The organism is Telluria sp. RT2P19 (genome assembly GCF_059685725.1).
The window spans coordinates 45,218-69,227 of the sequence record NZ_JCASIL010000022.1; the positions used below are offsets into that span (position 1 = coordinate 45,218).

General features: G+C 66.1%; 19 protein-coding genes. 13 read left to right on the forward strand and 6 right to left on the reverse strand.

Annotated elements, in window-relative coordinates; all coding sequences use genetic code 11:
• Positions 1-6 precede the first annotated feature (6 nt).
• Positions 7-1,614, forward strand: coding sequence for a CehA/McbA family metallohydrolase (locus tag AC56KW_RS22125; RefSeq protein ID WP_497172807.1), 1,608 nt, complete (start codon positions 7-9; stop codon positions 1,612-1,614).
• On the opposite strand, the gene AC56KW_RS22130 is transcribed toward AC56KW_RS22125, so the two are convergent.
• Positions 1,611-2,186 carry a TMEM165/GDT1 family protein gene (locus AC56KW_RS22130; protein ID WP_497172808.1) on the reverse strand — a complete coding sequence of 192 codons (576 nt, stop codon included), beginning with the start codon at positions 2,184-2,186 and terminating at the stop codon, positions 1,611-1,613. The genes AC56KW_RS22125 and AC56KW_RS22130 overlap by 4 nt on opposite strands.
• A 184-nt stretch (positions 2,187-2,370) precedes the next feature.
• On the opposite strand from AC56KW_RS22130, the gene AC56KW_RS22135 reads away from it, so the two are divergent.
• Positions 2,371-4,227 carry a M1 family metallopeptidase gene (locus tag AC56KW_RS22135; protein ID WP_497172809.1) on the forward strand — a complete coding sequence of 619 codons (1,857 nt, stop codon included), beginning with the start codon at positions 2,371-2,373 and terminating at the stop codon, positions 4,225-4,227.
• Positions 4,224-5,849 carry a serine hydrolase gene (locus tag AC56KW_RS22140; RefSeq protein WP_497172810.1) on the forward strand — a complete coding sequence of 542 codons (1,626 nt, stop codon included), beginning with the start codon at positions 4,224-4,226 and terminating at the stop codon, positions 5,847-5,849. Before AC56KW_RS22135 ends, AC56KW_RS22140 begins: the two co-directional genes overlap by 4 nt.
• Before the next feature lie 54 nt (positions 5,850-5,903).
• Here the strand turns inward: AC56KW_RS22140 and AC56KW_RS22145 are convergent, their stop codons facing one another.
• Together AC56KW_RS22145 and AC56KW_RS22150 are read right to left on the reverse strand one after the other, a co-directional pair.
• Positions 5,904-7,508 (reverse strand): S1C family serine protease, encoded by a 1,605-nt coding sequence (locus AC56KW_RS22145; RefSeq protein ID WP_497172811.1) that lies wholly within the window; start codon positions 7,506-7,508, stop codon positions 5,904-5,906.
• A 122-nt stretch (positions 7,509-7,630) separates the two neighbouring features.
• Entirely contained in the window at positions 7,631-8,416 is a 786-nt protein-coding gene (locus AC56KW_RS22150) for a class I SAM-dependent methyltransferase (protein ID WP_497172812.1), read from the reverse strand.
• Positions 8,417-8,802: 386 nt separating this feature from the next.
• Between AC56KW_RS22150 and AC56KW_RS22155 the strand changes: the two genes are divergently transcribed.
• From AC56KW_RS22155 to AC56KW_RS22200, 10 genes are all read left to right on the forward strand, one after another.
• Complete coding sequence (locus AC56KW_RS22155) at positions 8,803-10,437, forward strand: TldD/PmbA family protein (RefSeq protein ID WP_497172813.1); 1,635 nt, start codon at positions 8,803-8,805, stop codon at positions 10,435-10,437.
• Positions 10,438-10,450: 13 nt separating this feature from the next.
• A complete protein-coding gene (locus AC56KW_RS22160) occupies positions 10,451-11,785 on the forward strand; it encodes a TldD/PmbA family protein (protein ID WP_497172814.1) in 1,335 nt (444 codons plus the stop codon).
• A 61-nt stretch (positions 11,786-11,846) separates the two neighbouring features.
• Positions 11,847-13,484, forward strand: a complete 1,638-nt coding sequence (locus AC56KW_RS22165) for a TldD/PmbA family protein (RefSeq protein WP_497172815.1) — start codon at positions 11,847-11,849, stop codon at positions 13,482-13,484.
• 10 nt (positions 13,485-13,494) lie between these two features.
• On the forward strand, positions 13,495-14,832 hold the full coding sequence (locus tag AC56KW_RS22170) for a TldD/PmbA family protein (RefSeq protein WP_497172816.1): 1,338 nt from the start codon (positions 13,495-13,497) through the stop codon (positions 14,830-14,832).
• A gap of 15 nt (positions 14,833-14,847) precedes the next feature.
• Complete coding sequence (locus AC56KW_RS22175) at positions 14,848-15,471, forward strand: DUF4159 domain-containing protein (RefSeq protein ID WP_497172817.1); 624 nt, start codon at positions 14,848-14,850, stop codon at positions 15,469-15,471.
• A gap of 3 nt (positions 15,472-15,474) precedes the next feature.
• On the forward strand, positions 15,475-16,479 hold the full coding sequence (locus AC56KW_RS22180; protein WP_497172818.1) for an AAA family ATPase: 1,005 nt from the start codon (positions 15,475-15,477) through the stop codon (positions 16,477-16,479).
• Positions 16,480-16,495: 16 nt separating this feature from the next.
• Positions 16,496-17,380: a DUF58 domain-containing protein gene (locus tag AC56KW_RS22185; RefSeq protein ID WP_497172819.1), complete on the forward strand. Its 885-nt coding sequence runs from the start codon at positions 16,496-16,498 to the stop codon at positions 17,378-17,380.
• A gap of 4 nt (positions 17,381-17,384) precedes the next feature.
• Positions 17,385-18,368, forward strand: a complete 984-nt coding sequence (locus AC56KW_RS22190) for a BatA domain-containing protein (protein WP_497172820.1) — start codon at positions 17,385-17,387, stop codon at positions 18,366-18,368.
• Positions 18,352-20,445 carry a hypothetical protein gene (locus AC56KW_RS22195; RefSeq protein WP_497172821.1) on the forward strand — a complete coding sequence of 698 codons (2,094 nt, stop codon included), beginning with the start codon at positions 18,352-18,354 and terminating at the stop codon, positions 20,443-20,445. The genes AC56KW_RS22190 and AC56KW_RS22195 overlap by 17 nt, the downstream gene beginning before the upstream one ends.
• The gene (locus tag AC56KW_RS22200) at positions 20,442-21,977 is read left to right on the forward strand and encodes a hypothetical protein (protein WP_497172822.1); all 1,536 of its coding nucleotides are present in this window, start codon (positions 20,442-20,444) and stop codon (positions 21,975-21,977) included. Before AC56KW_RS22195 ends, AC56KW_RS22200 begins: the two co-directional genes overlap by 4 nt.
• A 12-nt stretch (positions 21,978-21,989) precedes the next feature.
• On the opposite strand, the gene AC56KW_RS22205 is transcribed toward AC56KW_RS22200, so the two are convergent.
• From AC56KW_RS22205 to AC56KW_RS22215, 3 genes are all read right to left on the reverse strand, one after another.
• Positions 21,990-22,295 (reverse strand): hypothetical protein, encoded by a 306-nt coding sequence (locus AC56KW_RS22205; RefSeq protein WP_497172823.1) that lies wholly within the window; start codon positions 22,293-22,295, stop codon positions 21,990-21,992.
• Positions 22,296-22,369: 74 nt separating this feature from the next.
• On the reverse strand, positions 22,370-23,152 hold the full coding sequence (locus tag AC56KW_RS22210) for a hypothetical protein (protein ID WP_497172824.1): 783 nt from the start codon (positions 23,150-23,152) through the stop codon (positions 22,370-22,372).
• Positions 23,153-23,183: 31 nt separating this feature from the next.
• Positions 23,184-23,984, reverse strand: a complete 801-nt coding sequence (locus AC56KW_RS22215; protein WP_497172825.1) for a hypothetical protein — start codon at positions 23,982-23,984, stop codon at positions 23,184-23,186.
• Positions 23,985-24,010: the final 26 nt, after the last annotated feature.

A 24,010-nucleotide genomic window follows, 5' to 3' on the forward strand; every position in this document is an offset into this window, starting at 1 on the left:
TGCATCATGAAAACTTCGCTATCGCCTCCACTTCTGTCCCTGTCCCTGTGCTGCAGCCTGGCGCAAGCCGCCCCCGCAGAACACCAGGAATTCGAAGCCACCCTGCTCGCGCCGTTCCGGGCCGGCACGGCGCCGGGGAGGACCTTCACCTTGCACTTCGCCTATCCGGGGCTGGCGTGCGAGGATACGGTCGACTGGCGGGTGGAGCTGGTCCGGCCCGGCGGACGCGTCGCCCTGCGCTGGCGCGGTGTGGCGCCGTTCACGGGCGAGGCCATGACGGTGGCGGTGCCATGGTCCGGCCGCCTTGGTTTGGCGCCGGCGCCAGATGGCATCTACCGCATCCGGCTGCATGCGACCGTGCGCGGCCACGCGCATGAAGAGATCGAGCAGGATTGGGAGATCGCGGTCGGCGCGCCGCGCGAGCCGGCGATGCCGGCGTTCGCTCCCCTGCCGCGGCCCTTCGCGCCGGCCGCCGCTCCGGCGCCCGGCGCGCTGCCCTACACGGTCTATCTCGGCAACCTGCACAGCCAGACCAATCACAGCGACGGCGGCGCAGACCTGACCGAATGCAAGGGCGCCCAGCCGCCTTTGACGGCGCCGCACGGTCCGGACGCCGCCTTCGCCTATGCCAGGCAGCGCGGCCTCGACATCCTGGTCGCCTCGGAGCACAACCACATGTACGACGGCTCGGAAGGCCGCGCGCCGAACGCCGACCCGGCCGTCGCCAAGGGTTTGTACCGCGCCGGCCTGGAGGCCGCCGCCAGCTTCTCGAAGAAGCATCCGGACTTCCTGGCGGTGTACGGCCTGGAATGGGGCGTCATCAACAATGGCGGCCATATCAACATCTTCAATAGCGATGAGCTGCTGGGATGGGAGACCAATGCCAGGGGCGCTCTGATGGCCGACACGCGGACCCCGCGCGGCGACTACGCCGCCCTGTACACGCTGATGCGCGAACGCGGCTGGGTGGGGCAGTTCAACCATCCGGCGCACTCGGGCCAGTTCCAGGTGGACGGCGTGCCGCTCGCCTATACCGGGGACGGGGGGGAGGCAATGGCGCTGTGCGAGGTGATGAACAGCACCGCGTTCTCGACCAACGCCAGCGAGACCGAGACCCGGCGCAGCAATTTCGAAGGCGCCTGCAACCGGCTGCTCGAAGCCGGCTACCGGCTGGCGTTCAGTACCAACCAGGACAACCACTGCGCCAACTGGGGGGCATCGTTCACCAACCGCACCGGCGTGCTGCTCCCATCCGGCACGGCCCTGGACCGCGCCACGTTGGTCGAAGCGCTCAAGGCGCGCCGCGTGTTCGCGACGATGGACAAGGATTCGCAGCTGGTCCTGACCGCGAATGGCCGCCTGATGGGCGAGCGCTTCGATAATCGCGGGCCGCTGACACTGGTAGTGAATTTTTCGAGCGCACAAGGCAGGAAAGCCGCCTTGGTGGCGATCATGGAAGGCGTCCCGGGCCGCAAGGGCACGGTGACGCAGATGTCGGACCAGGCCGAGATTACTTTCACCCCGACGCCGGGCGCGCACTTCTATTATGCGAAGGTGACCCAGGACGACGGCAATGTAGTGTGGTCGGCGCCGGTGTGGATCATGCAGGACTAGAACCCCAGCACTTCGCCCATCCCCAGCAGCGTGGCGATGCCGAGCACCGCGAAGATCAGCGCCGCGATGCCGTGCACCAGTTTCAACGGCACGCGGTTCGCGATCCGTTCACCGAAATACACGGCCGGCACGTTTGCCAGCATCATGCCGAAGGTGGTGCCGGCGACGATAGCCGCCATCGACTCATAGCGCGCGGCCAGCGCCACGGTGGCGACCTGCGTCTTGTCGCCCATCTCGGCGACAAAAAAGGCGATCAGGGTGGTCAGGAACACGCCGTACTTCGCCAGTTGCGCATCCTCGGCGTCGATTTCGTCGGGCGTCAATACCCATGCCGCCATCGCGAGGAAGGACAGGCCCAGCACCCAGCGCATCACGCCAGGGCCCAGCAGCTCGCTGACCAACGCGCCGACGGCGGCCGCGAAGGCATGGTTGGCCACCGTGGCGACGAAGATGCCGAGCACGATCGGCAGCGGACGGCGAAAGCGCGCGGCAAGCAGGAAAGCCAGCAACTGGGTCTTGTCGCCAATCTCGGCGAGGCCCACGATGCCGGTCGAGACGAGGAAGGCGTCCATCAATCGGGGGAATTCACAGCAGGAAGAAGGCCGCGATCATAGCAGAGGCAGGCCATTTGCTGCCGCGCCGCGCGTGTATTTATCGTGCATGTACAGGGCGCCTGGGCGCTTTCGCTGCCCAGGCGTGCATGCTATCCTGCACCCGCCCCCGGCCTGCCGGGCACACCTTCCCCTGCGAGAGACCATGAACCAAAGCACCCTGCTGCGCGCAACTACCGCAGCCCTCCTGAGCGCCTGGAGCGCCTACGCCTTCGCCCTCGATCCCCTCAGCTACGCCAAGTACGACCAGGTCAAGACCACCGCCCTGCACCTGGACCTGAAGGCCGACTTCGCGAAGAAAAGCCTGGACGGCTACGCCGAGCTGACCCTCGACTGGCTGGACAAGAAGGCGACCACGCTCGACCTGGACACGCGCGAACTGACGATCTCGAAGATCGAGGCGCAGGACGCGAAAGGTGCCTGGCGCAAGGCCGGCTATTCGCTCGGCAGGTTCGACCAGGAGAAGGGCCAGCCGCTGCACGTCGAGCTGCCCGCCCAGCAGAAGAAGATCCGGATCCACTACCGCACCGCGCCGACCGCTACCGCGCTGCAGTGGCTGCAGCCGGTGCAGACCATGTCGGGCAAGCACCCTTTCATGTTCAGCCAGTCGCAGGCGATCAATGCCCGCTCCTGGGTGCCGATCCAGGATACCCCTGCCGTGCGCTTCACCTACAGCGCGCGCATCGAAGCGCCGGAGGGCCTGCGCGTGGTGATGAGCGCCGATAACGACATGAAGGCCACCGGCAAGGGTGGCTGGAAGTTCAATATGCCGCAGCCGATTCCTTCCTACCTGCTGGCGATCGGCATCGGCGAACTCGAAGCGCGTACCCTGGGCGGCCGCACCGGCGTCTACGCGGAACCGCAGCGCATCGAGGCCGCCGAATACGAGCTGCTCGATACCGAGAAGATGGTCGAAGCGGCCGAGAAGCTGTACGGCCCGTATCGCTGGGGACGTTACGACATGCTGGTCCTGCCGCCGTCGTTCCCGATCGGCGGCATGGAAAACCCGCGCCTGACCTTCCTGACCCCGACCATGATCGCGGGCGACCGCAGCCTGGTCGACCTGATCGCCCACGAACTGGCGCATAGCTGGTCGGGCAACCTGGTGACCAACGCCTCGTGGAAGCACTGGTGGCTCAACGAAGGCTTCACCACCTACGTCACCACCCGCATCCTCGAAGAGATCTACGGCAAGGAAGTCGCCCTGATGAACCTGCAGCTGGAGCAGGAAGAAGCGCTCGAGATGCTGAAGGACCTGCCTCTGCCCAAGCAGGCGCTGGTCTCGCGCCAGGCGGATACCTCGGCCGAGTACTACCCGGACACCTCGCTGGCCTATCCGAAGGGCGCCTGGTTCCTGCACACCCTCGAGCAGCGCGCCGGCCGCGCCGCCTTCGACACCTTCCTGCGCGGCTGGTTCGACGGCCACGCCTTCCAGAGCGTGACCAACGACCAGTTCCTGGATTACCTGCGCAAGAACCTGCTGGCCAAGAATCCGAAGATCATGAGCGAGGCCGAGCTGGACGAGTGGATCTACGGTCCCGGTATCCCGCAAAGCGGCCAGCGCGCCGTGTCGCAGCGCCTGGCCCAGCTGAACGCCTCGATCGACGGCTGGATCAAGGGCAGCGTGTCGACCGCGGGGCTGAAGGCCAAGGACTGGAACGCCGCCGAGTGGATGAAGTTCTTGAACGATATCGACAACAAGGCCGATGCGAAAAAACTCGAAGAGCTCGACCGCGCCTACGACCTGGCCAACACCAAAAACAATGAAGTCGCGTTCCGTTTTTATCGCGCCTCGGTGCACGCCGGCTACCGCGCGGTGCGTCCGCAGCTGGAAGCCTTCCTGATGAGCGTCGGCCGCCAGAAGTTCGTGGTGCCGCTGTACGCCGCGCTGCGTGAGAAGGCGGATGACCGCGCCTGGGCCGAAGGCATCTACAAGAAGGCGCGCGAGCGTTACCACCCTGAGACGCAGTCGAGCGTCGATAAAGCGATGGGCAAGCAATGATGAGGCGCGACGTGACCATGCGCCGCATCGCCGGCGCCGTGCTGCTCGTCCTGTGCGGCGTGGGGGGCGCGGTGGCGCAATCCACGGTGGCGCCAACGGCTGCCGCCGCCGCACCTGCATATAACCTCGAAGCCGACGTCAACCGCGTCCTGAAGACCTTCGACGTTCCCGGCATCGCGATCGCGGTGGTCAAGGATGGCAAGGTCGTGGTCACGCAAGGCTTTGGCGTGCGCAAGCTGGGCGACCCGACCCCGGTCGACGGCAAGACCATCTTCGAGATCGCGTCCAATTCGAAAGCCTTCACGGCGGCGGGGCTGGCGATGCTGGTCGACCAGGGCAAGCTCGATTGGGACGACCCGGTCATCAAGCACTTGCCGGACTTCCGCATGTATGACGCCTACGTGACGGCCGAGATGACGGTGCGCGACCTGCTGACCCACCGCAGCGGGCTGGGACTGGGTGCCGGTGACCTGATGTGGTGGCCGACCACCACCTTCACGACCGACGAGATCATCCACAACCTGCGCTACATCAAGCCGGCGACGAGCTTTCGCGACAGCTACGCCTACGACAACCTGCTGTACATCGTGGCGGGCAAGATCATCGCCCAGAAATCGGGCAAGGACTGGGGCACGACGATGCGCGAGTGGATTCTTGATCCGGTCGGCATGCGCGCCACCACCACCAGCCTCGACCAGCATAAGCCCGGCATGAACGTGTCGGCGCCGCACAGCAAGATCAATGGCAAGGCGGCCGTGGTCAAGCCGATGCCGGTGGCGAATGCGATTGGCGCGGTGGGCATCAATACCAATGCCGAGGACATCGCGCGCTGGATGAATGTGCTGCTCGACAGCGGTCGCGTTGGCATTGATGCTGGCGGCAAGGACGTGCGCCTGTGGTCCGAAAAACAGGCGCGCGAGATGTGGACCGCGCAGACGCCGATGAAAATCAACGAACCGCGTCCGCCGCTGGCGGCGACGAAACCCAACTTCTTTGCCTATGGACTGGGGTTCCAGCTGCGCGACTACCAGGGTAAGCTGGTGGCGATGCACGGCGGCGCGCTGCAGGGCTTTTATTCCCGTGTAATGCTGGTGCCGGAGGCGAAACTGGGGATCGCGATCTTCACCAATGCCGAAAGCGGGCCATCGCTCAATGCGCTGCAATACCGCCTGCTGGACCAGTACCTGGGCGTGGCGCCGACCGACTGGATCGGCCGCATTGACGCTGTCGCCGAAGAAGCGAGCCAGAAGGAAGCGGCGCGCGTGAAGTCCGAGACCGCCACCCGGGCCAGGGCCTCGAAGCCGTCGCTGGCGCTGTGGGACTACGAAGGCCAGTATGAGGACGCCTGGTATGGCAAGGTGACGATCAAGCGTTCCGGCAGCAAGCTGGTGATGTCGTTCTCGCGCACGCCCGACCTGGTCGGCGAAATGGAGCACTTCCAGCACGATACCTTCGTCGTGCGCTGGAAGGAGCGTAACTTCAACGCCGATGCGTATGCGACGTTCTCGCTCGACCACGACGGTTCGATCGAGCGCCTGCGCATGAAGCCGATTTCGACCGAGACGGATTTCAGCTATGACTTCCAGGATCTGTTGTTCACGCCCGTGAAAAAGGCGAAGTAAACGAAAACGCCCGCGGATTCCGCGGGCGCTTTTTCATCGTGAGGCCGGGAGTGCTTATTTACGCTCCCACACCTTCATCATGTCCTCCGACCCCTGCGTCCTGATCCCGTTATCCGACAGGATAGCCTCGGTCGCCGCCAGCGTCGCCTGGCGCGGCAGGATCATGGTCTCGCCGTAGCGCTGGTCGAAGCGCAGCACCAGCTGCTCGTCCTTCAGGTCGCGCAGCAGTTCCACCATGTGGCGCAGGCTGCGCACGGGCTGGCCGTTCACCGACTCGATCACGGAACCGAAGCGGTTGTTATAGCCGCTCACCAGCTTGTGCGGGAAAAACGGCGCGCTGATCACCACCAGCTCCTCGCGTTCCGGCGTCGGCGAATCGCCGCGCAGCGTGACCAGCGGACTGGCATTGAAGGCATAGGCGTTCATCCCCACCGCGCTGCCGGCGACAAAGCTCATGAATTCGCTGGTGGCGCGCGAGAAGGCCATCGGGCCGTAGATGAAGTACGACGGATAGCCGCCGTCCAGGTCCGAGATCAGGAGCGGACGCGGGCCGGTGGCCGGCACCTCGACCTTCATTGGCTTGCCGGCGCGAATGATCGTCATCGGCACCTTGCCGTTCTTCGCCACCTGCTGGATGCGGTACTGGAAGCGCACGCGCAGGCTCGAACCCAGCTTGACCATGCCCTGGTTGTCGACCGCATGCTCGCCGATATGGGTGATCACGTCCCATTCCTTCAGTGGCCAGCTGGCGTCGACGCGATACGGCCGGTGCACCACCGCGCCTTCGACCGATTTATCCAGCTTGAGGTACTGGCGCAGCGCCGGATTCTCGAGCGTCTGCACGCTGTCGTGCAGCAGCGGCTTGCCGTCATAGCGGCCGTCGGCCACGTCGCGCAGGAACAGTTCGATTTCTTCGTTGGGGATCACGTAGCCGATGTTCTGGGCATTGAGCGCGCCGGCGAAGGCCAGGCCGATCATCCGGTCGCCGGCCACCACCGGCCCGCCGCTGTTGCCGGGGTTGATCGGGGCATCGATCTGGATCCGCAGCCCGGAGCTGAAGGCACCGTAGTTGACGAACTCCACGCGCGAAACGATGCCGGTGGTGGTCGACAGCGAATTGCCGCCGACCGGATAGCCATAGGCGAACACCTGCTGGCGCACGTCGGGCAGCACCGGCGCGCGCGCCACCGGCGGACGCTGGTCGAAGAAGGAGGGGTCTTCGAGCTCCAGCACGGCGAGATCGATGCCGCGCGCCAGCGCGATGACCTTGGCCGCGACCTTGTCGCCCGACTGGCTGGCCTGCACCTCGACCTGGCTGGCGTAACCCACCACGTGGGCGTTGGTCAGGATACGCTTGCCCTCGATGATGACGCCGGAACCGGTGACCGCGCTGGGCGCCGCCTTGGTCCAGGGCTTGTAGGGTTCGGGACGGCGGATGGTCGCGAAGATCTTGACGACCGAGTTCTCGACCGCGGGCAGCACCGGCGCGGGTACGGTGCTCTTGGCCGCGCTGGGTGGTGCAACGACGGGTGCAACCGCGGGTGCCGGGGCTGGAACAGGCATGGCCTGGACCTCGGGCGGCACCGTGTCCTGGGCATGCGCGGCGCCGCAGACGCCAAGGAGGAGGGCGGCCAGTCGCAAAGTCGGCAGAGTCTTCATGGTTTCCTTCGGTTGGGCGATTCAGGATGCAACCGGAAGAATATACACGCCCGCCGCAAAAGGAAATACATGGATCGTCACGCAGGCTGGGATTGGCTTCCTGCGTGACGGGGCGACCGGGCTTACTGTTTGACGAATTTGAGCGTCATGCGATCGCTCTCGCCGATGGCCAGGTACTTCTCGCGGTCCTTGTCCTTGTTGCTCAACACCGGCGGCAGGGTCCATACGCCTTTCTCATGGTCGGCGGTGTCCTTTGGATTGGCGTTCACCTCCGACTTGGCGGCCAGCTTGAAGCCGGCGCGTTCGGCCATGCGGATCACGTATGCCTCATGCATGTAGCCGCTCGAGGCCTTGGCATCCTGCTGCATCTTCGCCGGCAGGCGGTGCTCGACCACGCCCAGCACGCCGCCCGGTTTCAAGACCTTGTGCGCCTCTTTCAGGACGGTGAGCACGGCGTCGTCGCCATTACCGAGCCAGTTGTGCAGGTTGCGGAAGGTGACCACCATGTCGACGCTGTTCGGGGCGCCCAGCTCGAAGCTGGTCGGTGGCGCGAACAGGACCGGCGTCACCTTGCCGTACACGGTGCCATTGGCCGCCATCCGTTCGCGGAAGGCCTTGCCGCCGCGGCTCTCGGCGTCCGGTACGGCGCCATACAGCTTGCCCTGGTCGCGCAGGTAGGGCGCCAGGATCTCGGTGTACCAGCCGCCGCCCGGCGACAGCTCGATCACCGTCATGTTCGGCTTGATGCCGAAAAAGGTGAGGGTTTCGTAGGGGTGGCGGTAGTTGTCGCGGGCCTTGTTGGCGGCCGCGCGGTGCTCGCCGGCGATGGCGGATTTCAGGGCGTCGTCCGCGTGGGCGGCACCGGCAATGCCGGTTGCCAGCATCGCGGCCAGGATCAGTCGTTTCATCGTGCGAAGTCTCCGTGGTGGGTCGGACGGCAGGCCAGGATGCCGCCGTCGCCGCGCAGATGATCGAACAGGCAAGGCGGACAGTCAAGCATTCCTCGCACAGGCGGCTGCGCGGATCGCCTGCTTGTATTGACTGTCCGCGCGGCGTCCGCGCCGGACACCCGGACACTGCGCGGACACACTCCGGACACTGCTAAACAGACGCACAGATCAGTGCATTGAGGTGGCACAAAGATTGCCTATTCAAAACGTTAAGTTGCTGCTATGGTTGAGAGGTTTGCCGCGTACCACCCAGGCAAATCCACGACAAAAGCGATGTACTTACAAGAGCGGCGCCGAGCTGTCTGCGGAACCGCTGCCCGGAAGTTGGTCATTCAGGAGAACACATGGAACGCCGTACCTTTCTCAATCTCAGCAGCCTGGCCGCCGCCTCGATGCTGCTGCCTTTCGGTCGCGCGATCGCTGCCGAGGAACTGGTCAGCACGATGCCCGTCGCCGCCAAGAAGGCGCTCGCCGACGTCGCGCTGAACGCCGCCACCAAGGCCGGCGCCAGCTATGCCGACGTGCGCATCGGCCGCTACCTCAATCAGTTCATCACCACCCGCGACCTGAACGTCGAGAACGTGGCCAACACGGAATCGGCCGGTGTCGGCGTGCGTGTGATCGTGAACGGCGCCTACGGCTTCGCCGCAACCTCGGACATGTCGAACGACGGCATCGCCAATGCCGCGCGCCAGGCGGTGGCGATCGCCAAGGCCAATGCCAAGCTGCAGACCGAACCGGTGCAGCTTGCACCAGTCAAGGGCGTCGGTGACGTATCGTGGCGCACGCCGTTCACCAAGGACTGGCGCGCGGTGCCGATCGCCGAGAAGACCGACATGCTGATCGCCGCCAACAAGGCGGGCATGGAAGGCGGCGCCAACTTCATGCGTTCGATGCTGTTCCAGGTCAACCAGCAAAAATACTTCGCATCGACCGACGGTTCGTACATCGACCAGGACGTGCATCGCCTGTGGGCGCCATTGTCGGCCACCGCGGTCGACAAGGCCACCGGCAAGTTCCGCTCGCGCGACGGCCTGAGCTCCCCGGTCGGCAAGGGTTATGAATACTTCGACGCCCGCCCCGAGCACAAGATCAAGGCCGCCGGCGGCGTCGCCACGCTGTACACCGAGACCTACGACATCGTGGAAGACGCGCGCGCCGCGGGCCGCGACGCCAAGCGCAAGCTGACCGCCAAGTCGGTCCAGCCGGGCAAGTACGACCTGATGCTGTCGCCGGAACACCTGTGGCTGACCATCCACGAGAACGTCGGCCACCCGACCGAACTCGATCGCGTGCTGGGCTACGAGGCCAACTACGCCGGCACCAGCTTCGCCACCCTCGACAAGCTGCAGTCGAAGAGCTTCAAGTATGGCGCACCGATCGTCAATATCTACGCCGACAAGACCACCCCGGGTTCGCTGGGCGCGATCGGCTACGATGACGAAGGCGTCAAGTCGAAGCGCTGGGACATCATCAAGGACGGCATCCTGGTCAACTTCCAGGCCACGCGCGACCAGGCCCACATCATCGGCGAGAAGGAATCGCACGGCTGCTCGTACGCGGACGGCTGGAACACGGTGCAATTCCAGCGCATGCCGAACGTGTCGCTGGCGCCGGGCAAGGCCAAGCTGACCCCGGACGAGATGGTCAAGGGCATCAAGAAAGGCATCTACATCATCGGCGACGGCTCGTTCTCGATCGACCAGCAGCGCTACAACTCGCAGTTCGGCGGCCAGCTGTTCTTCGAGATCAAGGACGGCAAGATCGGCCAGATGCTCGAAGACGTGGCCTACCAGTCGAACACCCAGGAATTCTGGGGCGGCTGCAGCGCGATCTGCGACGAGCGCGACTGGCGCATGGGCGGCTCCTTCTTCGACGGCAAGGGACAGCCGCCGCAGATCAGCATCGTCTCGCACGGTTCCTCGACCGCGCGCTTCAACGGCATCAACGTGATCAACACCGCTCGCAAGATCGGCTAAGGCAGGAACGCATATGAGCATCTTGACCCAGGAACAAACCAAGAAGATCAGCGACCGCGTAATGTCGCTGACCAAGGCCGACGAGTGCATCGTCAATGTCGAAGGCAGCACCATCGGCAATATCCGCTTCGCGCGCAACGCGGTCTCGACCGCCGGCCTGGCCGACGACACCCGCGTGCAGGTGCAGGTCGCCTTCGGCAAGAAGCAGGGCACGGCCACCATCAACGAGTTCGACGACAAGTCGATCGAACGCGCCGTGCGCCGCGCCGAAGACCTGGCGAAGCTGGCGCCGGACAATCCGGAATTCATCCCGGCGATCGCCAAGACCGAGTACAAGCCGTCGGACACCTTCGTGCAGAAGACCGCCGAGATCGATCCCGAATACCGCGCGCAGGCCGCCGCCTACGCGATAGAAGGCTGCCGCAAGCGCGGCCTTGTCTCGGCCGGCTTCTTCACCGACCGCACCAGCTTCGAGACCATCGCCAACTCGAATGGCCTGTTCGGCCACCAGGTCGCGACCTCGCTCGACTTCACCCTGACCGTGCGCACCGAAGACGGCCGCGGTTCGGGCTGGGTCAAGCGCTCGGCGCGCGACGTCACCAAGTTCGACCCGCGCGAAGCGGCCGAGATCGCGATCGAGAAGGCACTGCGCTCGGTCGATGCGAAAGCGCTGGAGCCGGGCCGCTACACCGTGATCATGGAGCCGGCCGCGACGTCCGACCTGCTCTCGTTCATGCTGGGCGGCTTCGACGCGCGCCGCGCCGACGAGGGCCGCAGCTTCCTGTCGAAGGCGGGCGGCAAGAACCGCCTGGGCGACAAGCTGTTCGACAGCCAGGTCAATATCTGGTCCGACCCGTGGGACAAGGACGTCGCCGTGCTGCCGTGGGACGAGAACATGCTGCCGCGCGAACGCGTGGAGCTGGTCAAGGACGGCAAGATCAACGCCCTCGACTACTCGCGCTACTGGGCGCAGCAGAAGAAGCAGCGCGCGGTGGGCGCGGCCGGCAATATCATCATGGCGGGCACCAACAAGACGACCGAGGAGCTGATCGCCAATACCAAGAAGGGCGTGCTGGTGACCCGCACCTGGTACATCCGCATGGTGGACCCGCAATCGGTGCTGCTGACCGGCCTGACCCGCGATGGCACCTTCTACGTCGAGAACGGCAAGATCAAGCATCCGATCAAGAACTTCCGCTTCAACGAGAGCCCGGTCTCGATGCTGAACAATATCGAGGAAATCGGCAAGCCGGTGGTGATCGGCGCCGACGAGGCGCGCTACTCGATGCTGATCCCGTCGATGAAGATCCGCGACTTCAACTTCACGTCGCTGTCGGACGCTGTTTAACGTAGGGTGGGCGGCTTGTCCGCCCACGCGGATGCCCGAGGGCACCGCACCTGGAGAATTCATGGAACGTCGTAAATTCCTGCAGATCGGCGCCGGCACCGCTGGCGCCATGCTTATTCCGGTATTCGGCAACGCGATCGCGGCCGAAGACCTGCTCAACCCGATGGCCCGAAGCGCCAAGAAGGCCCTGGCCGACACCGCGATGGGCGCGGCGACCAAGGCCGGCGCCTCGTATTGCGACGTGCGCATCGGCCGCTACCTGAACCAGTTCATCATCACGCGCGATCTGAACGTCGAGAGCATCAACAACACCGAGTCGAGCGGCGTCGGTATTCGCGTGATCGCCGACGGCGCCTACGGCTTTGCCTCGACCAACGCGATGACGACCGACGGCGTCGCCGCCGCTGCGCGCCAGGCCGTGGCCATCGCCAAGGCCAACGCCAGACTGCAGCTTGAACCGGTGCGCCTGGCGCCGGTGAAGGGCGTCGGCGAAGTGGCGTGGGCCACGCCGATCGTGAAGGATTGGCGCACGCTGCCGGTCAAGGAAAAGGCCGACATGCTGATCGCCGCCAACAAGGCCGGGCTGGATGCGGGCGCGAACTTCATGACCGCCTCGCTGTTCCAGATCAACCAGCAAAAATACTTCGCCTCGACCGACGGCTCGTACATCGACCAGGACATCCACCGCCTGTGGGCCCCGATCAACGCCACCGCCGTCGACAAGGCCACCGGCAAGTTCCGCTCGCGCGGCGGTCTTGGCGCACCGGCGTCGATGGGCTATGAATACTTCGACGCCCGCGCCGAGGACAAGGTGCGCGCCGCCGGCGGCGTCACCACGCTCTACACGCGCTCCTACGACATCGTCGAGGATGCGCGCCTGGCCGGCAAGCAGGCCCGCGAGAAGCTCAGCGCCAAGTCGGTCGAGCCGGGCAAGTACGACCTTGTGCTGTCGCCCGAACACCTGTTCCTGACCATCCACGAAAACGTCGGCCACCCGACGGAACTGGACCGCGTGCTCGGCTACGAAGCCAACTACGCTGGCACCAGCTTCGCCGGCCTCGACAAGTGGCAGACCAAGAAATTCAAGTACGGCGCCGAGCGTGTCAATTTTGTGGCCGACCGCACCACCCCGGGTTCGCTGGGCCTGATCGGCTATGACGACGAAGGCGTGCCGGCCAAGAAGTGGGACATCATCCGCGACGGCATCCTGGTCAACTACCAGGCGACGCGCGACCAGGCCCACATCATCGGCGAAAAGGAATCGCACGGCTGCTCGTATGCCGACAGCTGGAGCACGGTGCAGTTCCAGCGCATGCCGAACGTCTCGCTGGAGCCGGGCAAAGCGCGCCTGACGCCGGACGAGATGGTCAAGGACGTCAAGAAGGGCATCTACATCCTGGGCCGCGGTTCCTACTCGATCGACCAGCAGCGCTACAACTTCCAGTTCGGCGGCACGCTGTACTACGAGATCAAGAACGGCAAGATCACCGGACCGCTGGAAGACGTGGCCTACCAGGCGAATACCCAGGAATTCTGGAATGCCTGCTCGGCCATCTGCGACGAGCGCGACTGGCGCATGGGCGGCTCCTTCTTCGACGGCAAGGGCCAGCCGAGTCAGGTGAGCGCGGTGTCGCACGGATCGAGCACCACGCGCTTCAACGGCATCAACGTCATCAACACCGCACGCAAGATCGGATAAGGAGACCAGGATGAAAGCCCTGAACCAGGAACAAGCAAAACGCATCACCGATCGCGTACTGTCGCTGTCGAAAGCCGACGAGTGCACGGTGGCGATCGAAGGCAGCCGTGTCGGCAATGTGCGCTTCGCGCGCAACAGCGTGTCGACCGCCGGCCTGACCGAAGACATGCAGCTGGTCGTGCGCGTGGCCTTCGGCAAGCGCAGCGGCACTGCCGTGGTCAATGAATTCGACGACAAGTCGCTCGAAAAAGCGGTGCGCCGCGCCGAGGAGCTGGCCAGGCTGTCGCCCGAGAACCCGGAGTTCATGCCGGCAATCGCGCAGCAGGAATACCGCGCCACCAGTACCTTCGTGCCGAAGACCGCCGAGATCGACCCGGACTTCCGGGCCCAGGTCGCGGCCACCAGCATCGAGCTGGCGCGCAAGAACAAGCTGGTCACCGCCGGCTTCTTCACCGACCGCACCGCTTTCTCGACCATCGCCAACTCGAACGGCGTGTTCGGCCACCAGGACTTCACCGACCTGTCGTTCAGCCTCACCGCGCGCACCGAAGACGGCCGCGGTTCGGGCTGGGTCACTCGCTCGGCGGTCGACGCTGCCCGCTTCGACGCGCGCGAAGCGTCGGAAGTCGCGATCGAAAAGGCGCTGCGTTCGGTCGAGGCGCGCGCCCTGGAGCCGGGCCGCTATACCGTGATCCTGGAGCCGGCGGCGACCTCGGAAATCCTGGGCAATATGTTCAGCGCCTTCGATGCGCGTTCGGCCGACGAAGGCCGCAGCTTCCTGTCGAAAGCGGGCGGCAAGAACCGCCTGGGCGACAAGCTGTTCGACAGCCAGGTGAACGTGTGGGCCGACCCGTGGGACAAGGACGTGCCGGTCGCACCTTGGGACAACGAGTCGCTGCTGGCGCGCGAGCGCACGCAGCTGATCAAGGATGGCCGCATCGCTGCGCTGGACTACTCGCGCTACTGGGCCCAGAAGACCGGCAAGCGCGCCACCGCGGGCCACGGCAATATGATCATGGCCGGCGGCACCAAGTCGCTAGAAGAGCTGATCGAAGGCACCAAGAAAGGCATCGTGGTCACCCGCACCTGGTATATCCGCATGGTCGACCCGCAGTCGTTGTTGCTCACTGGCCTGACCCGCGACGGCACCTTCTATGTCGAGAACGGCAAGATCAAGTACCCGCTCAAGAACTTCCGCTTCAACGAGAGCCCCGTCACGATCCTGAACAATATCGACGAGCTGGGCAAGCCGCAGATCATCGGCGGCGACGAAGTGCCGTTCCAGATGGTGCTGCCGCCGATGAAGGTGCGCGACTTCAACTTCACCTCGCTGTCCGACGCGGTCTGACGATCGAGCGTTGACATGGCGAGTTTCGACTTCTACTTCACGCGCCTGATGTATGAATCGGGCAACTGGGACGTAGATATCCGCATGCCCAGCAACGTGCTCAACTCCCTGGTGGAGTACACCACGTTGCGGGTCGATACGACGGAGCGCATGGTGGCCCTGTCGGATCCGAAGATGCTGCAGGCGCCGTTCTGCTACCTGGCCGGCCACAAGCTGGTGCAGTTCACTCCAGCGGAACGGCGCAATTTCGAGAAATACGTGCGCGGCGGCGGCTTCGTGCTGGTGGACGACTGCAACCACGACATCGACGGCCTGTTCGCCAAGTCGTTCGAGGCCGAGATGGCGAAGATCTTCGGGCTGCATGCGCTCAAGAAGATCCCGAACAACCATCCGCTGTACTCGTGCTTCTTCAAGTTCGAGGACGGACCGCCGACGACGTCGATGGAACTCAATGGCTGGGGCGACGACCTGGTGCACGAGTACCTGAAGGCGATCGAGATTGGCGGGCGCATACGCGTGCTGTACTCGAACAAGGACTATGGCTGCGAGTGGGATTACGACTTTCGCAACAAGCGTTTCCTTGCGGTCGACAATACCCGCTTTGCGGTGAACATCATTCAATATGCGTTGGGAGCATGACCAGTGTCGCAACAAGATACAGTAGCGTGGAGTGAACAGGATATCGCCGCCCTGACGGCGAAAGTGGGCGCGCTGAAAGCCAGCATGGCGCGCGTGATCATCGGCCAGGAAGACGTGGTCGATCTACTCGTCACCTGCCTGCTGGCGGGTGGCCACGCGCTGGTCGAGGGCGTGCCGGGCCTGGGCAAGACGCTGCTCGTGAAGTCGCTGGCGCAGGCCACCGACATGCAGTTTCGCCGAGTGCAGTTCACGCCCGACCTGATGCCGTCCGATATCGTCGGCACCGAGATCCTGGAAGAAGACGCAAGCACCCACCAGCGCGTGTTCCGTTTCCAGCCAGGCCCGGTGTTCACGCAAGTGCTGCTGGCCGACGAGATCAACCGCGCTCCGCCCAAGACCCAGTCGGCGCTGCTGGAGGCGATGCAGGAACGCTCGGTGACCTTCGCCGGCCACACGCACAAGCTGCCGCGGCCCTTCTTCGTGCTGGCGACGCAAAACCCGATCGAGCAGGCCGGCACCTATCCGCTGCCCGAGGCCCAGCTCGACCGCTTCCTGTTGCGCATCGATGTGGTCTACCCGACCGAGGACGAAGAAGTGCTGATGGTCTCGCGCACCACCCATGCGGGCCTGTCGGACGCCGAACCGGTGATGGATGTCGAAACGCTCCTGCGCCTGCAGCAGTTGGTGCGCGACATCGAGATCGGCGACCACCTGGTGCGCTATGCCACGCGCCTGGTGCGCGCCACCCGCCCCAGCGAGACGACGGTGGACGCGGTGAAAAGGCATATCGGCTGGGGCGCCGGCCCGCGCGCCGGCCAGGCGCTGGTGCTGGCTTCCAAGGCGCGCGCGCTGATGCAGGGCCGCCTCGCCGTGACCCGCGACGACATCGGGGCCATGCTGCTGCCGGTGCTGGCGCATCGCGTGCTGCGCAACTTCGAGGCCGAGGCAGACGGCATCGCCATCGCCGACGTGCTGCAGGCGCTGCGTAACGAGATCAAGGTGCCGTAAGGGCAGCATTTGCACCATGTCGTTAGCGAATACAGCGCTGATCGCGCATACGCGGAAACTCGACCTCGTGATCCGCCACGTGCTGGCCGGCCTCGGGCACGGCATCCATGCCGGGCGCGAGCGCGGGGCGGGTGTCGAGTTCTCCGAGTACCGCGCCTACGTCCCCGGCGACGAGTGGCGCCGGGTCGACTGGAAACTCGCGGCGCGGGCCGACCGCTACTTCGTGCGCGAGGCAGAGCGCGACAGCCACGTGGCGGTCTGGCTGGTGCTCGACGCCAGCGCCTCGATGGCGGAGCCGAGCCGCAGCGTCGACGGTCTCGACAAGCTGGCCTATGCGCGCATGCTGCTCGGCTGCGTCGCCGCGATCGCCCAGCGCCAGGGCGACGCCTTCGGCCTGGTGGTGCTCGGCGACGGCAAGGTGGCGTTCACGGAAGCATCGCGTGGACCACGTCACCTGCAGCGCGTGCTGGCCCAGCTCCAGCGCGCCGAGCCGGCAGGCAGCCTGCCCGACGCCGCCACCCTCAAGGCCAGCCTGCATTTCGCCCAGGCGCCAAGCGCGATTTACGCGGCCAGCGACCTGCTCGACTGGCCGTCGCCGCTGTCGATCGCCCTGACGAGACTGCGCCAGATGCGCCACGACGTGCGCGTGCTGGGCTTGCAGACGCAGGCCGAGGTCGACGCCAGCTTTGCCAGCGAACTGGCCTACCGCGACCCGGAACAGGAAGAAGGCGTGTTCCGTTTCGGCGCCGACCTCAAGGAAGGCTACCGCCGCAACCGCGAGGCGCACTTCGGCGCGGTCACGGCGCAATGCCGCAAGAACGATATGCCGCTGACGCTGGCTGCGATCGAGCAGTCGCCGATCGAGGTGCTGCGGCGCTGGCTGCGGCGACCGGGAAGGTGACGTCATGAATGCATTCTGGTGGCTCGCGCTGCCCATCCTGCTGCTGCCGGTCTGGTGGCATCGCCGCAAACGCGTGCAGAACAAGGCCGCCTTGCTGTCGACCGCGCGCTTCCTGCCGCGCGCCGAACCGCGCCAGACCCGCATCTGGCGCTGGAGTGATCCGTTGCTGCTGCTGGTGCGCTGCCTGCTGCTTGTGGCGCTCATCGCCTGGCTCGCCGATCCGGTCTATCCATGGCGCGGCGATACGGTCGTCGTCACCCAGGGCGCCGATCCGGCGTGGGTCGAGCGCGAGGTGAAGCAGGCCGGCCTGGCAAGCGCCGAGCGCGTCGCGCTGCCGGCCGCGCAGGTGCTGGGCTGGGTGCACACGCACGAACGTGAATGGCGGTCGGATGCGCGCCTGCTGGTGCTGGGCGACGTGCCGATGCCGGCCGCGAAGCCGGTATTTGGCCGCCAGGTCGAGGTGCGCACCCAGGCCGCGGCGCCTGCCAAGGTCGAGCGCCACGTCCATATCGCCAGCGAACGCGGCGGCGAGTGGCGCCGCATGTTCGCCGCACAGGCAGGGCCGGAAAAGGTCGTCATCGACGACACGCCCGGCACCGCCACGACGCTGATCATCTGGGACCGTGCCGAAGCGCCGCCGGCCTCGCTGCGCGCCGGGTTGTGGTGGGTGACGCACCCATCCGCCTTCCCCGAACTGGCCAAGGCGCGTGACCTGAACGGCCTGCGCTACGCCGACAGCGCGCGCGGCCGCCTGTGGCATCATGCCGCCTGGCCGCCGCAACATCCCGACGCCGCGCGTGCGCTGCTCGACAGTTGGCAGCAGCTGCACGTCGGCCCGCGTCCGTTCATGATGTCGGCGCAGGTGTTCACGGCCACGCAGGGCGCCAAGGCCCCGGCGCCGGGCGGGGCGCTGCGCGGTATCCTGCTGGCCGTCCTGGCCGCACTCTTTGTTCTGGAAAGGAGTCTCACGCATGCACGGAGGCGTTGAGATCACCAAACGGGTATGGCGCGCAGCCCAGCTGCGCCGCCTGCCGCTGTGGATAGGCGGGGCCCTGCCATGGCTGGCGATTCCGTCGGGACCGGGCCTGCTGGCCTGGGCCGGCTGGTGCGCGCTGGACTGGGTCAAGTTGCGCCGCCGCGTCACCTTCGAATGGACCGCCTGGCTGGATGGCGCCGTGCCCGAGATGGAAGACAGCGCGGCCCTGCTCGAGCAGGCCGATTCCCCGATCGCCCGCCTGCAGCAGCAGCGCCTGTTCGACCGCCTGGACGCCGTCATCTCGCCGGCCCAGCTGCGCCAGATCGTCAGGCAGCATGTCTCGGCCGGCTATCCGATCATCCTGGTCAGCGCCGTGCTGGCGGCGATGGTGTGGTACGCCGCCGCCAGGCCGTCCGAGGGCGCCGCCCCCGTGGCGCCAAGCCCGGTCGGCAGCGCGACCGCCGCCACCCTGGCCCGGCTGAGTCTCAAGCTGGCGCCGCCGGCCTATACCGGCATCAAGCCGTCCGAATCGGCGCCGCGCGACCTGCAGGTGCCGGAACGGACCGTCGTCAGCTGGTGCCTGAAGGATGGCACGGCAGGGGACAACACGATTGAACTGGGCAACGGACAGATGCTCGATCCGGGCAAGGAATGCGCGCGCTGGACCGCCACCGAGTCGGTGGTATGGCGCTGGCGCGGCGCACGTCACACCCTGCGCGTGATTCCCGACCAGCCGCCTGAAATCCTGATCAGCGCGCCGACGCAGATGATCCAGGACCTGCGCGAGAATGCGACCAGCACCGCGATGGCCATCCAGGTGCGCGACGACTACGCGATCCGCCGCGCGACCCTGCACATGACGCTGGCGCGCGGTAGCGGCGAGAACGTGAAATTCACCGACCGCGAGATGCCGCTGCCGGCCTCGAGCGACCCGAAACAGCGCAACTGGTCGAAACAGTGGTCGCTGGCAGAGCTGGAGCTGGAGCCGGGCGACGAGCTGTATTTCTTCGTGCGCGCGACCGACAACGCCGGCCGTCCCCAGACCGTGCAGTCGCCCACCTACACCGTGCGCCGGCCGGCGCCGGAACAGGAGGCGGAAGAAGAGAGCGCGGCGATGCCGTCGCTGGTCAAGCCGGCCTCGCTGCGCAGCCAGCGCCAGATCATCATCGATACAGAGCAGCTTATCGCCGACATGCGCGGTACGAAGATGGCGGCGGATGATGTGCGCGACCGCAGCGAACGCATCGCCAACGACCAGGCGCAGCTGCGCCGGCGCTACGGCCAGTTCCTGGGCGAGGAGTCGACCCTGTTCGCCGACAACGCCGGTTCCGGCATGGGTGGCGCAAAAGAGCAGGACGACCACGACGATCATGAAGGCCATGACCACGGCCCCGGCGAGCATCCGCACGAGGAAGGCCACGGCCACGACCATGGCAGCCCCAATACCCGCAAGAGCGCCATCGTCAACGAAACCCAGCACATCCTGGAAACCTACGGACACGCCCACGACGAGGCCGAGAACGCGACGATGTACGACGAGGGCACCAAGAAGGTGCTGCGCCGCGCGCTGGTCGCGATGTGGGATGCCGAAAAGTCGCTGCGCGCCATTTCGCCCAAGACCGCGCTGCCGCCCGAGCACAAGGCGCTCGAAGCGATCAAGGAATTGCAGCAGGCCGAGCGCATCTACCTGCACAAGACCGCTTTTACTCCGCCGCCGATCATGGAAGAAAAGCGCATGACGGGTGAGATGGCGGGCGCCGCCAGCTACCGCCGCGAACAGGCCGGCCAGGATGCTCCGCTACCGGAAGAACTGCGTACGCTGGTCGGCGCCCTGTCCGGCCAGGCCCCGCTGCCGGCCCTGTGGATGCGCACCGCCAACGACTGGGTCCGCACGCGCATAAAGGACGACGAGCAGCGCCTGGCCGCCCAGCGCGCGATCCAGGACGTGGCCGACGGCTGCATCGCCTGCCGTCCCGTACTGCGCGCCTGGCTGCGCAGCGGCGCCGGCGAGGGCCAGGTGCTGCTGCAGGCCACGTCGACAGTCGAGACGCCGTTTGCACGCAACTGGCGCGAGGCGGGCCAGCCATGAACCAGACCTTGACCATCGCCGTCATCGCCCTGGCGGGTACCGTCAGCGCCTTGCTGTACCTGCGCGGGCGCCAATGGCTCGAATCGCTGCTGGTGGTCGTCGCCGCCATCGCCCTGGTCCTGCTCGCCGCCGACCTGCGCGTGCCGGGCGAAGCCGGCCGCACGCTGGCCATCGACCCGGCGGCGGCGCCGCTGTCGCTCGAGGGCGTGAACGCCTTCAGACTGGAAGGCGACGGCCTGCGTGCGGCCGCATGGAACGACTTGCCGGCCCTGCCGCTCGACTGGCAAGCCCCGAAGGACGGCGCGCTGCGCCTGGCGTTCCCGAGCCAGGTCGCGCTGGGCCGCCAGTTCATCCTGCGCGTCGAGCGTGACGACCAGACCGAGGCGCGCCTGGAGCTGCTGGCCGAGAACGGCCAACCCATCGCCCAGGCAAGCGGCGCGGGTACGCTCACGGTCGCATGGATGCCGCCGGTGGCCGAACGCCTCGTGCTCAAGGCGCGCCTGCTGGGCGCCGACGACAAGGTGATCGCCGAAGGCCCGGTGCCGTTCACCGTGCACGCACCGGCGCTGCTGCAGGTGGTGGGCCGTTTCGGCGCGCCATCGTTCGACCTGCGCGTGCTCAATGACCTGATGGCTGGCAGCGGTGCGCTGCTCGACTGGCGGGTCACGCTGGGCCGCGCCATCACCCGCACCGAGGCGCCGCGCGAGGAAATGACGGCCCCGAATCTGATGGTGATCGACGCCGCCTGGTTCGAGCGCATGGGCGGCGCCGAACGCAGCGCACTGCTGAAACGCGTAGCCGACGGCATGCCGCTGCTGGTGCTGGGAGGGAATGCGAACGATCCGGGGATCTGGTCGCGCACCCTGCAACTGCCGCTGCGCGTACAGCCGCTGGGCGGCAAGCTGGCGGCTCCGCTGGAAATGCCGCTGGCGCCGTTGCTGCCGGCGGCGCGCGACGCTGGCCCGTGGCGCGGTTCCGAGAACATGGTCTGGACCCGCGACTGGCAGAAGGGACGCATCGCCTGGCTGGGGGTGACCGAATGGCACCGTCATGCGATCGCCGAACCGCGCGCGCTGGCGTTGTGGTGGCAGGGTGTGCTCGACCGCGCCGGCGTCGAGCGCCGCCAGGAGAGCGAATGGCTGGCCCCGCGCGAGATGCCGCTGCCCGGCCAGCGCCTGGAAGTATGCGCACGCGGCGTCGGCGGCGAGGTCGCTTTCCCGCAACGCAAGCAAGCCATGCGCTGGCAGGCGCGCGCGGACCAGGCCGACGCGTCATGCGTTGCGCTGTGGCCGCAACAATCCGGTTGGCTGGAAATAAACGACAGCAAGGCTGGGGCGCACGCCGTGTATGTGTACGCCGCGGGTGACTGGCCGCAATGGCAGGCGATGCAAAAGCGCGATGCGACGGCGCGTTATGCCGCGCGTACGCCGGTGCAAGGGGAAGACGGGCCGACACGTCCCATGCCGGCCTGGCCGTTCGCGCTGGCGTTCGCCGCCGCGATGCTGCTGCTGTGGTGGCGCGAACGGCGCTGAACCGGCAAGGCCTTACTTGCAGACGTAGGCCTTGCCCACCCATTCGTTGGTCATGCTGGTGCCCTGTTGCGACCAGACCACGTCGGTCGCCTGGAGCCGCACGGCTTCGTTCATGGCTTTCGCTTTGGCGTTCTTGGAGCCGATGGCCGCGCTCAGGCCGACGAAGATGGCGTCGGAACCCTGGACCGGGCCGGCCAGCCTGCATTGCCTGACATGGCTGTCATTGACTTCGCGGATGGTGTTGGGTTGCACCGTGGTGCAGGCAGTCAGCAGGGCCAGGCTGGACAGGCAGGCGAGGGTCGGAATGGATTTTTTCATGGTCTTGAATCTTGTCGTTTGGATGAGAAGCAGAATGAACAGCGGGGGCGGCACGCCGCCCCCGGGACAGGTTTTTATTGCGCGTTCTGGCTGGCGAGAACGTTGCCCCTGCGGTCGACCAGTTCGACCTTGAGGATCTGGGCCAGCACCACTTTCGAGCTGACGTCGGCGTCCTGCACATAGCCGTACACCACCGTGCGCGGCGACTCGTACTTGCTGCGCAAGCCCTCGATCACGCGCGCCTTGGCTTCGTCCGGAACGCTCAGGTAGCGGAAGTCGGCGCCGTTGTTGAAGCCGATCTTGTAGTTGCTGTTGTCGCCGAAATAGCGGTACGAGCCTTTTTCCCAGACCGAGGAATCGAGCGGGAAGCCCTTTTGCTCGAAATCGTATTTCTGGATCGAGTCGGCGATCTCGAGCTTCACATAGCGCTGCTGCGCCGCCTGCGCCACGCCGGCGTCGATCTTGACCCTGAGCGCCTTGAGCAGGTCGTTCTTCATGAATTCGTCCGAAGCCGAGCGGTAGTCGCGTGAATAGGTGTTGGCCACTTCGTTGTAATCGATCGGCATGCCGGCGGTGCCCAGGTAGGCGAACATGATCTGGTTGCCGCTGTCGAGTTCGACGTAGTTGCTGGCCGGGGTATTGGGATCGCCCTTCGGCAGGTTGGCGAGCGCCTGCTTCTTGGCTTCTTCCTTGGCTTGTTCGGCCATGACGGCCGGCTGGGTGGCGTCGGCCAGGTTCGGCGCCGCGGCCGCATCGGCCGGCGCCTTGTCCTTGCAGCCGGCGAGGCCGGCCAGCAGGGCCAGCGCCAGCACGCTGGCGAGTGGACGACGAACGAGCGAATGTGGGTGGTGGGACATGATGTTCCTCGGTCAGAATGGTCGGGTTGGTTCAGGCCTTGGCGGCCAGGAATTTCATGAGGCCGCGGCCGGCCAGGTAGAGACCGGCGAGCAGCGACAGGTAGGCGCCGGCGCCGAAGGAAATGGCGCGCATGGCTTCGCGCAGCATCATGCTGCTGACGCTTTCGGCCATGCGCGCGGCCTGTTCGCCGCCGAAGATGCTGGCCGCGCCCTGCGCCTGCTTCACGCTGTCATTGATGCCGAAGTAGAACATCAGCGCCACCAGCAGCATGAAGGCCAACGGCAGCATGCCGCCGAGATGCGCGCGCTTGTCGCTCCAGAATTGCGGCAGCAGGGGCGCGAGCAGGGCCACGATGCACAGGATGCCGTAGATGCCGCTGCTGGCGCCGCCGCCGCTGAGCCCACCCATCAGCCCGGCCGGCGAATTGAGCACGCCCAGCAGCTTCCAGAACGACATGCCGACGCCGTATTGGGCCGACAGCTGGACCGCGATGGTGTTCAGGACGAACCAGCCCGCCGCCAGCGCGGCAATCGACACCAGGGTCGGCAGGCCGAAGCGCGCCGTCAGGCCCGCCGCGAGTGCGCCGCCCTTGGCCTTGGCAGCCTGCATGGCCAGTTCGGCCTGCTCCTTGGCGAGCTGGGAGTCGGCCACCGGCATCACCGCGGCCAGGCTGCCGGCGCCATCGAGCGCCACGTCGACCACCATGCCGACCTTCGGCGGCAGGTCGGATTTCCAGTGCGTCTCCAGGGTGAATGGATGCTGGTTGCCGCCGCTGCTGAGCAGGCCGGGGCCGGCGTTGGTGTCTCGCAAAATCTTGCCGCGATGGTTCATGATGGTGGTTCTCCCAGTGTCGGTTT

Coding starts and splice junctions, on each gene's coding strand:
- AC56KW_RS22200 (WP_497172822.1), top strand. CDS start 20,442: ATGAACCAGACCTTGACCATCGCCGTCATCGCCCTGGCGGGTACCGTC.
- AC56KW_RS22185 (WP_497172819.1), top strand. CDS start 16,496: ATGTCGTTAGCGAATACAGCGCTGATCGCGCATACGCGGAAACTCGAC.
- AC56KW_RS22215 (WP_497172825.1), bottom strand. CDS start 23,984: ATGAACCATCGCGGCAAGATTTTGCGAGACACCAACGCCGGCCCCGGC.
- AC56KW_RS22145 (WP_497172811.1), bottom strand. CDS start 7,508: ATGAAGACTCTGCCGACTTTGCGACTGGCCGCCCTCCTCCTTGGCGTC.
- AC56KW_RS22170 (WP_497172816.1), top strand. CDS start 13,495: ATGAAAGCCCTGAACCAGGAACAAGCAAAACGCATCACCGATCGCGTA.
- AC56KW_RS22140 (WP_497172810.1), top strand. CDS start 4,224: ATGATGAGGCGCGACGTGACCATGCGCCGCATCGCCGGCGCCGTGCTG.
- AC56KW_RS22125 (WP_497172807.1), top strand. CDS start 7: ATGAAAACTTCGCTATCGCCTCCACTTCTGTCCCTGTCCCTGTGCTGC.
- AC56KW_RS22130 (WP_497172808.1), bottom strand. CDS start 2,186: ATGGACGCCTTCCTCGTCTCGACCGGCATCGTGGGCCTCGCCGAGATT.
- AC56KW_RS22160 (WP_497172814.1), top strand. CDS start 10,451: ATGAGCATCTTGACCCAGGAACAAACCAAGAAGATCAGCGACCGCGTA.
- AC56KW_RS22165 (WP_497172815.1), top strand. CDS start 11,847: ATGGAACGTCGTAAATTCCTGCAGATCGGCGCCGGCACCGCTGGCGCC.
- AC56KW_RS22190 (WP_497172820.1), top strand. CDS start 17,385: ATGAATGCATTCTGGTGGCTCGCGCTGCCCATCCTGCTGCTGCCGGTC.
- AC56KW_RS22135 (WP_497172809.1), top strand. CDS start 2,371: ATGAACCAAAGCACCCTGCTGCGCGCAACTACCGCAGCCCTCCTGAGC.
- AC56KW_RS22150 (WP_497172812.1), bottom strand. CDS start 8,416: ATGAAACGACTGATCCTGGCCGCGATGCTGGCAACCGGCATTGCCGGT.
- AC56KW_RS22205 (WP_497172823.1), bottom strand. CDS start 22,295: ATGAAAAAATCCATTCCGACCCTCGCCTGCCTGTCCAGCCTGGCCCTG.
- AC56KW_RS22210 (WP_497172824.1), bottom strand. CDS start 23,152: ATGTCCCACCACCCACATTCGCTCGTTCGTCGTCCACTCGCCAGCGTG.
- AC56KW_RS22195 (WP_497172821.1), top strand. CDS start 18,352: ATGCACGGAGGCGTTGAGATCACCAAACGGGTATGGCGCGCAGCCCAG.
- AC56KW_RS22175 (WP_497172817.1), top strand. CDS start 14,848: ATGGCGAGTTTCGACTTCTACTTCACGCGCCTGATGTATGAATCGGGC.
- AC56KW_RS22155 (WP_497172813.1), top strand. CDS start 8,803: ATGGAACGCCGTACCTTTCTCAATCTCAGCAGCCTGGCCGCCGCCTCG.